We start from the raw sequence: 16,349 nt of genomic DNA, 5'->3' as shown, positions 1-16,349 counted from the left end.
CATTCACGCCGTTTACGTTGCCCCTTCACGGGGCGGCGCCGAACCAGACTGCGCAAAAGCAGGAACTGGAAGAGGGTATCAATCGGGTTGCGAGAGAGTTGGATCAGTCCAAGGCCGATCAATCCGCCGTTGATGCTGTGGCGGGAGAGGTTGACGGCAAGGCATCCATCGCCAACGGCGGGCGGTTTTTCACCAGCCGTTCGTCTGCCGTCTCCGCCGGCCAGCCGAATTTGCCCACAGATGCGCGCATGCTGCTGGTCATCAACGGCGGTCGCCTGGAGGTGCGACATCCGGGCAATCAGGTGGACGATCCGCTGTTTGACAGCCATCCCTACTGGGGCGTGGCGCATCGGCTCGCCAACCTGAGCGAGCTTGCGGGCAAGGCCGACCAGTCCGCCGTGGATGCGGTCGCGGACGAGGTTGCCGCTAAGGCCGACCAGTCCGATCTCGATGCCGAGACGCAGGCGCGCGCTGAGGACGTTGACCGGCTGACGAATGATCTGGACGGCAAGGCCGATGCGCGCGAGACGGATTTCCCCGGCGTGTCCTGGGCTGTCACGCTGACCTATGCCGACGGCAACAACTATCGATCCTGGCTGGAGGCAAACGACACAGACGGCGGGCCTTCGGACTGGTCGGCGACCATGATGACGGATGCCCTGCGGCGCAACAAGGCCATCGCCCGAGAGGTAAGTTTCCCCGGCGTGTCCTATGGCGTCGTCCTGCGTCATGGGGATGACGATGATTATCGCTCATGGATCGAGGTCAATGACGAGGATGGCGGGCCGTCGGAGTTCGCGCTGTCCATCCTGCGCGAGCGTCTTGGCAACATCGAGCCTGCCCGCCCGGTGGATCGCATGTCGGACATGGGCAAGATCGCCTCCTGGGGTGCATCGAGCATGTTGTTCATGCGGTTCGCCCTGCAAGACATGGCTGACGATCTCGGCGCAGCCTATTACTCGGGCGGGGATGGCGGCACCACGGCGGACCTGTCTCTGGCCCGCATGGGTGCCCGGCCCGCGCGGCTGAGTTTTCCGGGCGGCGTGATCCCGGCCAGCGGCATGACCAACGTCTCTTGCTCGCTGCGGTATCACACCAGCATCGACCCCTATCCAGGTGTGGTGGCAGGCGTCGAGGGGATATTGTCCGCCCCCGCTGGCGGCAGTTTCGTCTTCGAGCGGCGGATCCCCGGCGCTGCGGTTCCTGTCGTGCCCGACAGTCCCTTCGTCTCGACTGGGGGCGCTCCTTTTTCTGACGGCTTGCACATCATCAACATGGGAAAGAACGATCTGGTGTCGGGCGACGGCGCGGGCCTCAACGATCCGGCGCGGGTCATGGCTCTGACCCGCGAGGCCGTGGACTGGATCCCGACGCTCAACAGGCGCTCCCTGCTGCTCAACCACTACGTCAATCGCGACGTGGCGCCGGCTGCCCCTGAGCGGCAGCGCATCGCGGATTACAACGACATGCTGGCCGCAGCCTATGGCGGGATCGTCATCGACGTGCAGTCCTATCTTCTGGGGGATGACGTATGGACGGATACGGGCATCACTCCGACGCAGGCCGATCTGGATGCGCAGCAGATCGGCAACCTGCCGCCTTCGCTGGCGCGTGATGCGGTCCACCTCAACGACGCGGCCAATACCGCAATCGTCAATCACCTCGTCCAGCCCCGGCTCATTGCCCTCGGCTGGTATCAGCAAGGAGCTTAACTATGGCACTGGCCCGTATCCTCTACGGCGGCGAGATCACCAACCCGCTGCCCAACCATCCCCGCATTCCCGACCTGGAATCGGACATCCTCTACGAGATCGATGCCGCGCGCATCTCGGCGGCCAACGGCGCCGCGTTGCCCGTGATCCAGGCGACGGGCAACATGGGCGCGCGGGATCGCCTGTTTGACAACACCCGCTCCGAGGCATCGCCGCCGACCTGGTCGGCCAATGGCGGACCCGGTGGTGCGCCCGCCATTGTCTTCGACGGCGCGACCGCCATCGCAAACGCCTCCGCTGCAAATCCGGCCAGCCGACACTCGGTCACGACCTATGTGCTGGTTGGCAAATACGACGCCTTGCCGGCCAACATGGCGGCAAGCGCGCGCTGGCTCACGTCCTTTGGGCCGCTCAATGTCGATGATCCCGGCTATCAATACATCCAGCCGGTCGCAGCGACAAACGAAACCCGGCTGCGGGCATACGACCAGACAGTCGATCCGGCCTCGGCCCCCGGACTGCTGATCCCGCTCGGCACGGACCTGGACTGGTTCATCCTGATCTGTGCCTTCCGGGGCGGCAGCGGCCTTGCGAAATACAGCGCCAGCCCCCTCCAGGAGTTCGTGACCGGCACGGGCGACTATCGCGGATCGCTGGTCGGCGCAGGTGCCGGGTCGTGGCAGGGGTCCCTTATCGGCAAGATCACCTACCTCAAAGCCCATGCCCGCGCGCTCTCGCCGGATGAGATCGAGGCGCAATATCTCGTGCTGAGCAGGCGGTTCGGGATCGGTTGACCCAAAGAACAAACGCCCCGCCGGGCATGGCGGGGCGCCTTGGCAAACAGCGATACTCGATAACCACATTCACAACCTATCCTTGTGCAGGTTTGTTGATATATAGGCAGTTTTGCCTATTCGGCCTGTCCTTTTGTGCAGCCCTTCCGAACCGACCTGTCCTTTTCTACAGCCCCGTCGTCGCGCGGGGTTTTCTCATGCGCAAGGGGGCGCGATGACTGAAATCCGCGAATACTGGCAGATCATCGTCTCTGCGGTGATCGGCATTGCATGGCTCATCAGACTGGAGGGCAGGGTGACGAAGAACGCTGACGAAGTTGCGCGCCTTGAGCGCCTGATCGAGCGCGAGCGGGCTGACACACGCGAGACGCTGGCCGATCTGAAAAACATGATGGCCGAGCAGAACCGCGACATCAAGATCCTGCTCGGGCGCGGCCATCAGGTGCATTGGAACGACCGAACGCACCCGCCGCGCTGAACTTGTAACGACCGCTTACAACATCGCCAGCTGCGCCCGATATCGGAATTCCGATATCGCCCGATATGGTGATTCCCATATCGGCGATCAGCACCCTTTCGGCCAGCAATAGTTGGGCGAAACACCGATTTCCACCCGCGCGGGCACCGCCTCGTGCGGGCTTTTTCGTGAGGAAATGCCATGAAAGACAACTTCGAGCGCTGCCTTGCGCATGTGCTGGCCTCGGAAGGGGGTTACGTCAACGACCCGGTAGACCCCGGCGGCGAGACGAACATGGGCATCAGCAAGCGGTCCTATCCGAAAGAGGATATCCGCAACATGACCCGCGCCCGTGCTGCGCAGATCTATCGCCGCGACTTCTGGGACCCGGTGCGGGGCGACGACCTGCCGCCCGGCCTCGATCTGGTGGCCTTCGATGGGGCGGTGAACAGCGGTGTGTCGCGCGGCGCGCGGTGGCTGCAACAGGCCCTCGGCGTGACGGCTGACGGCAAGGTCGGCCCGCAGACTCTGGCGGCGGCCCGGCAGGCGCATCCCGAAGCGGTGATCGACCGGGCCTGTGATCTGCGCATGGGCTTCCTGCGCGGCCTGTCCACGTGGTCGCGCTTCGGCAAGGGCTGGTCGTCCCGCGTCAACTCCGTGCGGGACACGGCCATCTCCATGTCGATCGATCCGGCAGGCAGTCCGAAGCCCGCCCCCAACCACGACCCTGACATGACGCCCGTGATGATCATCGCCGCGGTGGCCGTGGCCATCCTCGTTTACCTCACCATGTGAAAGGATAACCCATGCTCAAAGGTGTAATCGCCCTGGGAACCCGATACGTCCTCTACGCCCTGTCCGGGGCGCTGGTGGCCGCCGGGGTCGCCCAACTCACCGGCCCGGATAACATCTGCCTGTCCATCTCTGCCGCTGCCGACTGGACCGCTGGCGGGCTGGCGCTCCTGCTCAGTGGAGGGGCCACGTTCGGGGTCACCGCGATCTGGTCGCGCATCGTCAAGCGCATCGGCGGCGTGACCTGACCTGGCTTATAGCAGGGGCGGCCGATGCCGCCCTTGTCGCCCTCGGGGTGATGGTCGTGATCGGCGTTGACGGTGGCAGGGTGCCTCGCGATGCAGCGGGGAGCGAAGCGCTTATAGCGAGCGCTGGTATGGCACCTGCGTGATGCCTTTCGTCAGATCGGCGAAAAGGGCGGGGAGCGGTCATTCGCTGTGTCCTAGACGAATGACCGTGATGCGCACGAAGTGGACCTCCTGAAATAGATGTGGATCAGGGATCCGCACTAAAGAGCCCCTTATGTATCTGGTCGAATAATTTTTTGAACTGAGGAAAATCCTTGCTGGGCAATCCAGAGTTTTTCGTGGCCTCAAGTAGTTTGGTTTTTAAAGCGTTCCGCGCAGTATTCTTCTCTTTAGAATCGGCAGACCCCATGGCCTGAACAAGATCAGCGTTATCAGCATAGACCTCTGACTTGATAGTTTTAGGGAGCAATCCCTCTATGCATCTACCACCCGGGGAATCTTCTCCGATCGCGCAAAAGTCCCTCCCTTCGACCAGCTCCAAAGCCTCAAGTTTTTTCTGAACCTCACCCTTGGCATCCAAGTCAAACGTGATAAACGCCCTTTCCATTCGACCTATCATAAACTTGAGGATTTGCGTGTTTTTTAGGGCATCTTTTCCATTGTAGGGAAGGATCTCGACATCTTCTCCAATTTTGTAGATGTCTGCATGTTTATCTCTGAAGTGCGCAAAGTACTCGACGTCTATGTCTCCCTCCACCAATACTACTTTGCCGGTTCCAGCGCTGAATATCTGAGACCACTCTTGGAACTCTTCCGGAACAACGCCCAAGATCTTCGAGAATGGAAGCATCCATCTTTCACCATCAGTAGAAATGCGCACAGTCTCCTTTAGCGCCCCTCGGAAAGTCTTTCTGTCGAGCAATGTGTTTGCCAATGGCTCTTTCATATTCAGAAGGTACGGGCTGTGCGTAGTGGCGATAATCTGAATCTCATGCTCATCGGCCAACCCTGCTAGCACTTGCCCAAAATCGCTTTGAGCTGACGGGTGCAAAAAGCTTTCGGGCTCCTCTACGAGGAGAACAGGCGTCAGCCTTTCTTGATCATCCGTGTGGCTTTTCTTTCTGATCGCTTCCAGCAGTGTCATGAGAAGCCGAGTCCTATTTTGTGTTCCAGCGCCCCAGTCCTTCAACGGAACATCAACACTTTTATCAAGCAACTTCACCTCTAGGCTGTAAGACGAAGGCTTCCCTCTATCGACCGTCGCAAGTTCGACCTGATATTTATCTTTTAATTTGCCGAGTAGCTTATCAATTTCACTTTTGTGCTGCTTCGTTGCGGATTTTATCCTCTTCTGCAACGTTGTTTGAGCACGAGAGATTTTGCTTCTATCTTCAGCTGAAAAGTGAGCCTCGACAACCTCGAGCATCCTCTGTCCACCAAAATAGAAAGACCTTCCAGGCATCACAGAGTTATGAAAGATAATAGAGTTGGTGCTTCGTATCTTCTTCAGGATCTCGCTGCCAATGCGGTCCTCAACCTGACTGCCGTTTATCTGACATGCTAGGTTTGTGGTGGTTTCATCTATAAATTGATGAGTGAATTTTAATGTGTATGTGCGGCCAGCTGCCTTGTCTCCGAGGTAAGATTTAATTACGAAAAATACTTCGGAATCCTCGTACTCAAGAACATCGATTGAGATGGAGACTTCTATTCCGTCATCGTTATTCAAGATCCATTTCGTCTTGTCACTCGCGAAGTCGATTTTACTTTCATCGAACATGAAGAACGGGTCGTCACTATTTTTCACCAAAAAATGCTGAACAATTCTTAGTATTGAGGACTTCCCACAGTTATTGCGTCCAGAAATCGCGCAGTAGTTGTGATTAAAGTTAATGGAAAAGTCTTGAAGTGTGCGGAAGTTTTTCGCGGAAACGTTCGTAATTCGCAAATTTGTCGTCCTCGTTCTGTAAGCTAGACGGGTAAAGAACGCCCGAGATTCGTACAAGTTGCTGGCCCTTAAGCGCACTGTCAATGCAAAGTCGTACTTATGGCGTACTGGACACGCTCCGACTCTCATGTTGCTGGAACTGCGAGGCTTCTCCCGCCTGCTTGTAGGGTTACGCAACCATGGATGCTTCTCTGCAGTGCCCTCCGTTCCGCAGGTCCACCTGTTCCCCTTCGTGTCGGCCTTGATCGCGGTGTTGCGCTGGTCACGAATGTCGCGGAAGGGCTGTGAACGGTCATCAGCAGAACTTGGCCTGAACGGCAGCTCAGGGCCGCTCTCAACAACACACGCATCGCCGCTGATTTCAACCGCTTCAGGTGGAGTTGCAGGGCAGTTCAGCTCTCTAATCGTGGTCCCACCACCCGCACCTGCAACTCCTGATCTGGAAGTCGGCCCCGCTTGTGCGCGCGGACCCGTACCACCTTGCCATTCGCATAGCGCCTTTCGTGCTCGCTAACCCAGTGTTTCGTCGGTGTCGCGCGGCCGGAAGCCTGCGCCTCTTCAAACTGATGCCGCGCCTCGCGCTCGGTGAGGTGCCGTTCACCAGCAGGACCGATCCGAATCGTGACATGCGACCGGAGCGTCTCAGTCATCCAGCTTTTGCCGAATTTACGTGCCGTCTTCGTCTGCGAAGCCGAGAGGCTCGGCATCTCTTGTGTCAAAAGATCGTCCTCGCGCGCTGCGAGCGCCGCAAATAGCATGAAACCGATTACCATCTCGTAGCCGAGATGGCCTTTATGCTCCTCTAGGAAGTCCCTCACTTCGTCCACTTGGTTGCCGGTGCCGAGCTGCAAATGCGCCGAGATGACGTTCATCTGAGGTTGCCAGCTCGCATCGTCAAAGTCCGGGCGACCGCCTTGCGACTTATTCAGGACCAGCGTGAGGGGTGAGTCCAGGAAGCTATGATCGGTCATGGCAGAGAACAGTCGCACGGTCATCGTGTCAGGAGACCGATTGTCGAACAAGAATCCCCGCTGATGCCAGATACTCAGCTCCTCTTTGCTCATGGTGGTGAGACCGCGCGCAATGCGGTTCTCCCATAGGTTTCGGCTGTCGTATTCGACCCAGACAAGACCTTGGGGGAAATCAACTTCGAGGACATAGTCACGAATGTGGGTTTCCTGCGGATCCTCCCACGGCCTGCCCTGGACATCCATTCGCAGGCTGTCGAGATAGTTTGCAGCTCGATGGTCGAGCAGGTAAATCCGTGCCGCGGTGAGATCGTGGAGTATGCCCTGCCGCTGCGTGCGGGTTTCCTCTGTCGGAACCTTGTGCCCAACGGGATCATGTTCGTCGCCGGGCTGTCCGGTTGTGAGATAGCGCCCATACTGCAAGGCGATCGTTTTGTAGAGGATCATTCGTATGCCCCAGAAGAGAAGCTGGCCAGAGATTTCCGTCTCGAGCGCCGCCACTCCTTTTATTATCTAACGTGAAGCAAGCAATCGATCCCAAGTTTCCGAGGCCTGCTTGAAAAGGTCTAGGGGCGGTCCGAGCGGCGGCTTCGTCCGCGTTGCCGGCGAAAGAGGCTTGGAATTGCCGCACGCGCTGTCGAATGACTGCTTCTGGGTATGCCGCCAGACAGAATCCGCGCGATGGTGAATGGCCGGTAAGGGCCGACCACGTATTTCGACTGGCTGGCGGACCCCTGCGACCGTCCGGCGCTGATCACGTCCGGCTCGATCAGCGATGTGCAGGTGGAAAGCCTGTGGCGCCAGGATCGCCTCGCGCTGCTGATGTGTGGCGACAAGGTCGAGGTCCTGTCGGGCAGGGCGGTGACGCGATGATGTGGGAGGTTGCGAAGGTAGCCTATGCCGCGTTTGTCGTGGTCGGGATCATGGTCGTCGTGGGCGGGGCGAGGGATTAGGGAACCCCTTCGCCCGTCTGACGTTAGGCTTATACTTTCCTGAAGGCGCTCTCGCCCCGCCTGCTTCGGTCATTCGGGGCCTTTTTCTGCAATTCCAGCCGAGATCAGATCTATTCCGCCTGAGTTCTTACAGCTTGGAGGCCGTTAAGTTTGTGCAACCTTTATCGACCCCGCTCAACCGCAGCAGAGATCGTCAGCTTGTTTCCATCGGCAGACCGAACCGGCAATCACCCTTGGCCGGCCGAAGCCTATCCCGACCGGCTCGCGCCGATCATCCGCAGTGGTGATGATGGCCCAGAAATTGTCCAGGCACGTTGGGGCATGCCCACGCCACCGCAATACCTGCCAGCTTCTGGGCGCGACAGCGGCGTGACCAACATCCGAAACACATCCAGTCCGCATTGGCGGAGGTGGATAGCTCCGGCCCATCGCTGCCTCGTGCCTATCGAAGCGTTCAGTGAGCCTGGTAAGGACCGTAAACCGGTCTGGTTCGAGCCAGCCCGCGGTGAGCCAATGATGTTCGCCGGGATCGAGGTTCGCGGATGGACCAGTATTCGCAAGGTGAGGGACGGCGAGACTACGGATGATCTGTTCGGCTTCCTGACCTGCCCACCGAACGCGGAGGTCGGCGCTGTCCACCCCAAGGCGATGCCAGTGATCCTGCGGGCAGACGAATGGCAAACATGGATGTCGGCGCCGTGGGATGTCGCGAAAATGTTGCAGCGGCCCTTGCCAGACGGGACGCTGCGGATCCTCGAATGATGGATCATCCCCTCTCAAAAAAACCCGGATGCGGCTGGTTGATCCCGAAGGTGATTGTGCCTGCGCCGAAGCGCTGGTTGATGAAATCTGCGGCTGCTGAAATCCGCTCGCCCTGTGTCCTCTCCGCAGGTGCGATTGGCAGCAGCAGGTCGCCCGTCCGCGCCGTGAGAAAATCCACGTCGCTGAGATGCACCCCGATCCCGGCCAGCTTGCGCCCCCTGATCGAAGGCCATGCCATGCGCCAAAGCGCCCGGTTGATCCGCATGAACTCAAGCGTGTCCTGGGTTGCTGCGCAGCGCATGGATGCGGACCAGGTGTGCCGCCCCATCGGGGAAAGATGCAAACTGAAGCGCGCGGCGACCCGGCCCTCGCGGCGCAGGCGGGTCGCGGCCTTTTCGACCAACCATCGAGAGACAAGGTAGGCGGATAGAGGATCGCGAAACTCCGGCGCCAGCACCTTGCTGTTGCCGAAACCGCCGCGCGTGGTCTGGACCAAGGGGATGGGCGCGCCTTGCAGCGATCGCACGAATCTCTCGCCCTCGACGGATCGCCAGATCGCGCGGGCGTGGCGAGGCTCCAGCCGGCAGAGTGACGGGACATCGCGGATCCCCGCCCGCTCCAGGCGCTCCTTCATTGCGGTCGAGATCCCCGGCAAATCGTCCAGCATCATATGGGCGATCCGATCAGGCATATTACCGGGCCACAGCCACTGAAAGCCGTTAGGCTTTTCCAGCTTTCCGGCAATCTTGGCCAGCAGATGATTTGGCCCGATCCCTGCGCTGAACCTGAGGCATTCCCCCACCTCGGCCGATACGGCGGATTTCAGTGCGGCGACCAGTTTACCTGCGCCATCCAGATCGGTTGCATCGCCAGATAGCACAATCTGGAATTCGTCCACCGAACGGATCCGCTCCAGCTCGGCATACCTGTCTAGCACAGCGGCGACCCGCAAATTGAACCGGACATAGAGCCGGTGGCGGGACGGCAGGAACACGATGCCGGGGCACAGGCGCCGTGCATCAGGGACGCTGGTTCCGGTTTTGACGCCGAAGGCTTTTGCCTCGTAACTGGCAGCAACGCAGCAACCCTTCTCATTTTCCATTGCGGTGATTGCCACTGGCCGACCACGGATCGACGGATCAAGCTGCTGCTCAACGCTCGCGAAGAAAGAGTTCATGTCGATGTAGAGGGTTCGGAAGGGTCCCATATCGCACCTTGCAGAATCTTTGGCCGGCGTCATATGTTCCCTAAATGTTCTCATGGGGCAAGGTGGCGAAATGGACAGAAAGCGACAGCTATCCAACGTCAGTTTTGGCGGCGCATGGTCGGAGCAGATTGCCGCCGATGAAGCCCTGTCAGATGCCTTGGACTGCCTCGATAAGGCTGTGAAAGATACGGTTTATGAGGATGTTCGGGGCTTTGAAGGGGTAGCCGAGGCGCTGCGCCTTGCCTGCGCCTCGCACCCCAAAGGGGAGATGCTACATCGCGCCTGGTGGGCGGCCCTCAACATCACAAATTCCGGCTTGCGATCAGATGAGCTGAAGCGAATCGCCAGCACCCTGAGGGCGGGGATCGGCGAGCGGGTAGCTCCATGGTCGGCGGGGCTGTAGCCTAGGACTTGGTCGCCGACCCCGGCAACCGAACAGCTTATCTCTGTAAGAGTGCCTGAGGCCACAATCAGTAGGACGGGATCTAGTGATCGAACGTCACAGGAACATTCTGCACGGATTTTGCACGAGAATCATGTGCAGTTCCCGTTTAGTTCCGAGAAAATGAAGGAAAACAACAAGTTTTTGGTTAGGGGTATTGTTCTGGAAAAAGGTCTTGTTTCTCTGGCCTTTGCCTCATATACCGCTCAGCGGAGACGTGGCCGAGTGGTCGAAGGCACACCCCTGCTAAGGGTGCAGGCGGGAAACCGCCTCGAGGGTTCGAATCCCTTCGTCTCCGCCATCATCTCTTTGAAATCAAGACGAAGCATGAAGGCTTTGGCTCTCTGGTCGCGCGCCGCCGCATGTCATGTCGTGGAATCGGTAGCAGAACGTCGGGAACAGCATGAAAAAGGCGCCAGGCGGTCGTTGAACCAGCCTTAGCGCCTTTGAAACATGGTGGGCGATAACGGATTTGAACCGCTGACATCTTCGATGTGAACGAAGCGCTCTACCGCTGAGCTAATCGCCCGTGTCGGGCTAGATAGCTTGCCTCGGCGCGCTGCACAAGGGGGAAGGCGCGTGAATCTTGCGCTGCTCCATCCGTATGCCCCGTGCCTTGCGCGCGCCTTCGCCGGGGGACGGCGGGCGGGGGCGGAAATTCCGGATCAGCCCATGTATTTGTCCGGGCTTTGCGATATGCTGCGCCAAAACCGCAACCCGGATGAGAGCCTCATGACCCCAGCCAAGACCATCGCAGCTACTGCCGTGATCGCGCCAGTTTTCCTTTTGGCCGCCTGCATGCAGGAACCGAAGGAAGGCGGCGGGCGCGCAGATTACCTTACCTATTGCGCGTCCTGTCACGGGGCGGACGGGACCGGAGACCCCGACGCCGCCACTCCGCAACTGGCGCAGCGGATGAACCTGACGACCATCGCGCAGCGCAACGGGGGCGAGTTTCCCCGCTTGCAGGTCATGGGCAAGATCTATGGCTATACGATGGGCAGTTCGGACCGCGAGATGCCGGCCTTCGGCGACCTGCTGGAAGGGCGCTCGGTCATGTATGACGCCGGCGACGGCATTCCGACGCAGACGCCGGTGCGGCTGGTCAACCTGGCGCAATACCTGGAATCGATACAGGCCCGCTAGGGGCGGGGGCCGTCAGCCCCTGCGCCCGATTCCCAGCAGTTGATACAGGATCAGCGCGGCCAGCGTCGCCGTGCCGATCCCGCCGATGGCGAAACCGCTGATCGAGAACGAGAAATCCCCCGCTCCGAAGATCAGCGTCACGCCCACCGTGAACAGGTTGCGCGGGTCCGAGAAATCGACCCGGTTGTCGACCCACAACCGGATCATCGCCGCCGCGATCAGCCCGAAGACCGCGACCGCCAGCCCCGCCAGAACCGGGTCGGGGATGGTGCGCAGCAGCGCGCCGAACTTGGGCGAGAACCCCAGCCCGATGGCCACCAGCGCGGCGACCACGAAGACCAGCGTCGAAAAGACGCGGGTGACGGCCATGACGCCCATGTTCTCGACATAGGTGGTGACACCCGTGCCGCCGCCCGCGCCCGAGACCATCGTGGCGATCCCGTCGCCGACGAAGCCGCGCCCGATATAGGGGTCCATGTTCTGACCCGTCATGCCGCCGATGGCTTTGATATGGCCAAGGTTTTCCGCAACCAGGATCAGCGCGACCGGGGCGATCAGCAACATGGCCGAGGTTTCGAACACGGGTTTCTGGAAGGCGGGCAGGCCCAGCCAGGGCGCCGCCGCCAGCGGGCCGAAGTCGATCGCGGGCAAAAGGCCCATCCCGTTGCCCAGGACAAGCACGGCCGTATAGCCCACCGCGATGCCCATCAGGATCGAGACCCGCCGCATCGCCACCGTGCCATAGGCCGAGAACAGCGCCACCGCCAGCAGCGTTCCCAATGCGACCAGCGTATGCGGCCCGCTGCCCTGTATGCCCTGCACCCCCACGGGCGCGAGGTTCAGGCCGATGGCCGCGCCGATGGCGCCGGTGACGGCGGGGGGCATCAGGCGCTCGATCCAGCGGGTGCCGGTGGCCATGACGGCCAGTCCGATCAGCGCGTAAAGCGCCCCCGCCGCGATGATTCCCCCAAGCGCGAGGCCGATGTTCATGTTCGGTCCGCTGCCCGCATAGCCGGTCACCGCGATCACCACGGCGATGAAGGCGAAGGACGATCCCAGGTAGCTGGGCAGCCTGCCGCCGGTGCAGACGAAGAAGATCAGCGTCCCGATGCCCGAAAACAGGATCGCCAGGTTGGGATCGAACCCCATCAGCAGGGGCGCGAGGATGGTCGAGCCGGACATGGCCACCAGATGCTGGATGCCCATCGGGATCGTCGCGCCCCACGGCAGCCGCTCATCCGGCAGGACGACGGCGTTGCGGGTCAGGGGCCATCTGGGGAAATATGTCATCCGTCTGCTCCGTCCGGGGCGATTGCGATGCCTTTTCTAATGGCCTTGTGCGCGGCGGACGGCAAGCGGGATTTTCCTTTGGCGTCAGCCCGATATCTGCAAATATCCCGCTGTCATGCCCTGCCTGCATGGTCATGGGCGCAGAATGCGTGATTGCCCAGGACCTCCAGCACGCGGCAATCGGCCACCGTGCCGTTCGAGCATTGCCGGACCATCCGCCCCAATTCGTCCCGCAGGGCCATCAGGCGGGCAATGCGGGCGTTCACCTGCTCAAGCTGGCGTCGCGCGATCTCATCCGCGGCGGTGCAGGAACGGCCGGGGTCGTCGGCCAGGCCCAGCAACTCGCGGATCGCGTCCAGCGGAAAGCCGAGGTCGCGGGAATGGCGGATGAAGCTGAGCCTGTCCAGCGCCGCCTTGTCGTAAAGACGCTGGTTGCCCCGGCTGCGGTCGGGCGAGGGCAGCAGTCCGATCTGTTCGTAGTAGCGGATGGTCGGCACCTTGACGCCGGTGGCCTGCGAAAGCTTGCCGATGGTCAGCATCGCGAAATACCCCTTGAAGCTATAGCTGCTAGAGCAATTAGGTTCCCGAATCGAAGATGACAAGCCTTGCCGCCGATGGTGGCCGGGCGCAGGGGAACCGACGGATGACGCAGCAGCGCACAAGATGGGAATGGACGGTGACGGGCATGGATTGCGCGGCCTGCACCGCAAAGGTGACGAAGGCGGTCCAGGGCCTGCCGGGCGTCGGCGGCGTGAATATCGCGCTGATGACCCAGCGGCTTTCGCTGGACATGGCGCTGGACGGTGCGGGCGCCGCCGCGGTCGAGGATGCCGTGCGCAAGCTGGGCTATGGCATCGCGCCCCGCAAGGTGCCGGGGGTCGGCCACGATGACCCCTCGGACCGCGACATGGGCTGGTATCGCATGGCGAAGGGCCGACTGGTCATCCTGTCCGGCGCGCTGTTGGCGGCGGCTGCGCTGATCGGCGCGGCGGTGCCGGGCAATGCCGGATACTGGGCCTTTTTCGCCGCCTGCCTGATCGGCCTTGCCCCTGTCGCCCGCCGTGCCCTTCAGGCGCTGCGCATGGGCCAGCCCTTCACCATCGAAAGCCTGATGACCATCGCCGCCACCGGCGCGCTGTTCATCGGCGCGGCACAAGAGGCGGCGCTGGTCGTCTTCCTGTTCGCGCTGGGCGAACTGCTGGAGGGCGTCGCCGCCAGCAAGGCGCGCGGCGGCATCCGTGCGCTGGCCGATCTGGTTCCGCGCAGCGCGCTGCTGGAAGAGGGCGGCGCCTTGCGTGAGGTTCCCGCCGCCGATCTGCGCATCGGCCAGGTCGTGCTGGTGCGCCCCGGCGAGCGTATCCCGGCAGATGGCGAGGTGGTCGAGGGCGTCTCGGGCGTCGATGAAAGCCCGGTGACGGGCGAAAGCGTGCCGCTGACGCGCGGGCCGGGCGAGGGGGTCTTTGCAGGCTCGATCAACACCCAGGCCGCGCTGCGCATCCGCGTCGGCCAGCACCCCGCCGACAACACCATCGCCCGCATCATCCGTCTGGTCGAGGATGCCGAGGAAGCCCGCGCGCCCACCGAACGCTTCATCGACCGCTTTTCGCGCTGGTATATGCCTGCCATCGTCGGGCTGGCCCTGCTGGTCGCGCTGGTGCCGCCGCTGGCCGCGGGTGGCGAATGGGGGGTGTGGACCTATCGCGCGCTGGCGCTTTTGCTGATCGGCTGCCCTTGTGCGCTGGTGATCTCGGTCCCGGCGTCCATCGCCTCGGCCCTGTCCTCGGGCGCGCGGCGGGGGATGTTGCTGAAGGGCGGCGCGGTGATCGAGGCGGCGGCGCAGGTCACGCGGGTTGCCTTCGACAAGACGGGGACGCTGACGCTTGGCAGGCCCGCCGTCACCGACCTGCTGCCCGCCTCGGGCGCAAGCGAGGCCGAACTGCTGGCCACCGCCGGCGCGGTCGAGGCAGGCTCGGCCCATCCGCTGGCGCAGGCGATCCTGCGCAGGATGGCGGACGAAGGCATCGCGCCCCTGCCTGCAAGCGGCGCGCAGGCGATCCCCGGCAAGGGCGCGCAGGCTGAGGTCGGGGGGACGACCGCCTGGGTCGCCTCGCCCGGCCATGCCGCCGGGATGGGCGGGGTCGAGCCGGGGCAGCAGAACCGGATCGCCGCGCTGGAAGCGCAGGGCAAGACCGTCGTTGCCGTCTTTCGGCACAACCGCCCGCTGGGCCTGATCGCCATGCGCGACGAAGCGCGGCCCGATGCGGCGCAGGCCATCGCAGAGTTGCGCGACCTGGGCGTCGGCGCGATCATGCTGACCGGCGACAATCCCCGCACCGCCGCGGCCATCGCCGGGGGGCTGGGCATGGATTTCCGCGCGGGCATGATGCCCCAGGACAAGCTGGACGCCATCGCAGGGCTTTCGCGGCAAGGCCCGGTGATGATGGTCGGCGACGGCATCAATGACGCACCCGCGCTGAAGCAGGCCGGGGTCGGCGTCGCGATGGGGTCGGGCACCGATGTCGCGCTTGAGACCGCCGATGCCGCCATCCTGCGCAATCGCGCGACCGACGTGGCCGCGCTGATCCGGCTTGCGCGCGCGACGATGGCCAATGTCCGCCAGAACATCGCGCTGGCGCTTGGGCTGAAGGCGGTGTTCCTGGTGACCTCGATCCTGGGGATCACGGGCCTGTGGATCGCGATCATGGCCGATACCGGGGCGACCGTGCTGGTCACGCTGAACGCCCTGCGGCTGCTGGCCCATGATCCGACGAAGGCAGGCGTCAGGAAAGCCGGGCAGGGGGCGGTCAGCGCAGCAGCATCTCGGTCCCCAGCGCGGCCAGCACCAGCAGGAAGCAGCGGCGAAACACCGCCGGGCTGATGCGGTGGCGCAGGCGCTGGCCCAGCCACATCCCCGCCATTGCGGGCAGGATCGCCAGCACCGACAGCGCCAGGTGGCCCCCCTGCCAGCCGCCATGCACCCCCAGCCCCAAGGCCAGAGCCACGGTCGAGGTGGTGAAGGACAGGCCCAGCGCCTGCACCAGGTCCTCTTTCTGCAAGCCCAGCGATTGCAGGTAGGGCACGGCGGGGATGACGAAGACCCCGGTTGCGCCGGTGATCGTCCCGGTGATCAGGCCCACCGCGGGCGACAGCCACGGTTCGGCACGCGCGGAAACGCGGAAGGGCCGCGCCAGCAGGGTGTAAAGCGCATAGACCAGCAGCACCGCCCCCAGCGCCTTGCGCGCCATGCCGGTTTCCCCGCCCGCCAGCACTGCCGCACCCGCCACCGTTCCCGCCAGCACCCCCGCCATCATCGGCCACAGCCGCCGCAGCAGCGCGGCGAAGGACGGCGCGGCAAGCAACTGCCACAGGTTCGTGACGAAGGACGGGACCAGCAGCAGGCTCGCCGCCGCAAGGGGCGAGATCAGCGCCCCCAGCACCCCCATCGCCACCGTGGGCAGGCCCATGCCGGTGACGCCCTTGACCAGCCCCGCGATCACGAAGGCCGCGCCGATCAGCGCCAGTTGCAGGAAGGAATGCTCCATCGTCATGCCTTATCGTGGGTTCTGCCCCTTCCTAACCGATCCGGCGCATTGCACAACCGCGCAAGGCCCCACCTTGCGCCGCCGCCGC

General features: G+C 62.5%; 15 protein-coding genes and 2 tRNA genes. 10 read left to right on the top strand and 7 right to left on the bottom strand.

Features of this window, described 5'->3' with window-relative positions; genetic code table 11:
- The 5 genes from Q0O97_RS09860 to Q0O97_RS09840 form a co-directional block, all read left to right on the top strand.
- Positions 1–1,712 (top strand): hypothetical protein (locus Q0O97_RS09860; protein ID WP_294928149.1); only part of this gene is annotated, 1,712 nt, incomplete at its 5' end.
- 2 nt (positions 1,713–1,714) lie between these two features.
- The gene (locus Q0O97_RS09855) at positions 1,715–2,506 is read left to right on the top strand and encodes a hypothetical protein (RefSeq protein WP_294928147.1); all 792 of its coding nucleotides are present in this window, start codon (positions 1,715–1,717) and stop codon (positions 2,504–2,506) included.
- 214 nt (positions 2,507–2,720) lie between these two features.
- On the top strand, positions 2,721–2,984 hold the full coding sequence (locus Q0O97_RS09850; RefSeq protein ID WP_294928144.1) for a hypothetical protein: 264 nt from the start codon (positions 2,721–2,723) through the stop codon (positions 2,982–2,984).
- 180 nt (positions 2,985–3,164) lie between these two features.
- Entirely contained in the window at positions 3,165–3,758 is a 594-nt protein-coding gene (locus tag Q0O97_RS09845) for a glycoside hydrolase family 108 protein (RefSeq protein WP_294928141.1), read from the top strand.
- Positions 3,759–3,769: 11 nt separating this feature from the next.
- On the top strand, positions 3,770–4,003 hold the full coding sequence (locus Q0O97_RS09840) for a hypothetical protein (protein ID WP_294928138.1): 234 nt from the start codon (positions 3,770–3,772) through the stop codon (positions 4,001–4,003).
- A 247-nt stretch (positions 4,004–4,250) separates the two neighbouring features.
- On the opposite strand, the gene Q0O97_RS09835 is transcribed toward Q0O97_RS09840, so the two are convergent.
- Both Q0O97_RS09835 and Q0O97_RS09830 read right to left on the bottom strand, forming a co-directional pair.
- A complete protein-coding gene (locus Q0O97_RS09835; protein ID WP_294928135.1) occupies positions 4,251–6,080 on the bottom strand; it encodes an AAA family ATPase in 1,830 nt (609 codons plus the stop codon).
- 263 nt (positions 6,081–6,343) lie between these two features.
- Complete coding sequence (locus Q0O97_RS09830; RefSeq protein WP_294928133.1) at positions 6,344–7,366, bottom strand: hypothetical protein; 1,023 nt, start codon at positions 7,364–7,366, stop codon at positions 6,344–6,346.
- Between the two features lie 704 nt (positions 7,367–8,070).
- Here Q0O97_RS09830 and Q0O97_RS09825 point away from each other — a divergent pair.
- Entirely contained in the window at positions 8,071–8,634 is a 564-nt protein-coding gene (locus Q0O97_RS09825) for an SOS response-associated peptidase family protein (protein ID WP_294928130.1), read from the top strand.
- A 4-nt stretch (positions 8,635–8,638) separates the two neighbouring features.
- Here Q0O97_RS09825 and Q0O97_RS09820 read toward each other — a convergent pair whose 3' ends face one another.
- Positions 8,639–9,874, bottom strand: coding sequence for a UMUC-like DNA-repair protein (locus Q0O97_RS09820; protein ID WP_294928127.1), 1,236 nt, complete (start codon positions 9,872–9,874; stop codon positions 8,639–8,641).
- A gap of 37 nt (positions 9,875–9,911) precedes the next feature.
- On the opposite strand from Q0O97_RS09820, the gene Q0O97_RS09815 reads away from it, so the two are divergent.
- Together Q0O97_RS09815 and Q0O97_RS09810 are read left to right on the top strand one after the other, a co-directional pair.
- On the top strand, positions 9,912–10,244 hold the full coding sequence (locus Q0O97_RS09815; RefSeq protein ID WP_294928124.1) for a hypothetical protein: 333 nt from the start codon (positions 9,912–9,914) through the stop codon (positions 10,242–10,244).
- A gap of 250 nt (positions 10,245–10,494) precedes the next feature.
- Positions 10,495–10,584: transfer RNA gene (locus Q0O97_RS09810), tRNA-Ser, on the top strand.
- Positions 10,585–10,737: 153 nt separating this feature from the next.
- Here Q0O97_RS09810 and Q0O97_RS09805 read toward each other — a convergent pair.
- Positions 10,738–10,812, bottom strand: a tRNA-Val gene (locus Q0O97_RS09805).
- A 203-nt stretch (positions 10,813–11,015) separates the two neighbouring features.
- On the opposite strand from Q0O97_RS09805, the gene Q0O97_RS09800 reads away from it, so the two are divergent.
- Positions 11,016–11,429 (top strand): c-type cytochrome, encoded by a 414-nt coding sequence (locus Q0O97_RS09800; protein ID WP_294928121.1) that lies wholly within the window; start codon positions 11,016–11,018, stop codon positions 11,427–11,429.
- Between the two features lie 12 nt (positions 11,430–11,441).
- Here the strand turns inward: Q0O97_RS09800 and Q0O97_RS09795 are convergent, their stop codons facing one another.
- Positions 11,442–12,719, bottom strand: a complete 1,278-nt coding sequence (locus Q0O97_RS09795) for a solute carrier family 23 protein (protein WP_294928118.1) — start codon at positions 12,717–12,719, stop codon at positions 11,442–11,444.
- Between the two features lie 113 nt (positions 12,720–12,832).
- On the bottom strand, positions 12,833–13,258 hold the full coding sequence (locus Q0O97_RS09790; protein WP_294928115.1) for a helix-turn-helix domain-containing protein: 426 nt from the start codon (positions 13,256–13,258) through the stop codon (positions 12,833–12,835).
- A 104-nt stretch (positions 13,259–13,362) separates the two neighbouring features.
- Here Q0O97_RS09790 and Q0O97_RS09785 point away from each other — a divergent pair, with 104 nt between their 5' ends.
- Positions 13,363–15,597: a heavy metal translocating P-type ATPase gene (locus tag Q0O97_RS09785; RefSeq protein WP_294928113.1), complete on the top strand. Its 2,235-nt coding sequence runs from the start codon at positions 13,363–13,365 to the stop codon at positions 15,595–15,597.
- Here Q0O97_RS09785 and Q0O97_RS09780 read toward each other — a convergent pair.
- Positions 15,524–16,261, bottom strand: coding sequence for a sulfite exporter TauE/SafE family protein (locus tag Q0O97_RS09780; RefSeq protein WP_294928110.1), 738 nt, complete (start codon positions 16,259–16,261; stop codon positions 15,524–15,526). The genes Q0O97_RS09785 and Q0O97_RS09780 overlap by 74 nt on opposite strands.
- Positions 16,262–16,349 lie beyond the last annotated feature (88 nt).

Origin of the sequence: uncultured Paracoccus sp. (genome assembly GCF_945915435.1) — a bacterium.
Taxonomy (GTDB): domain Bacteria; phylum Pseudomonadota; class Alphaproteobacteria; order Rhodobacterales; family Rhodobacteraceae; genus Paracoccus.
This window is presented reverse-complemented; position numbering and strand designations above follow the sequence as displayed.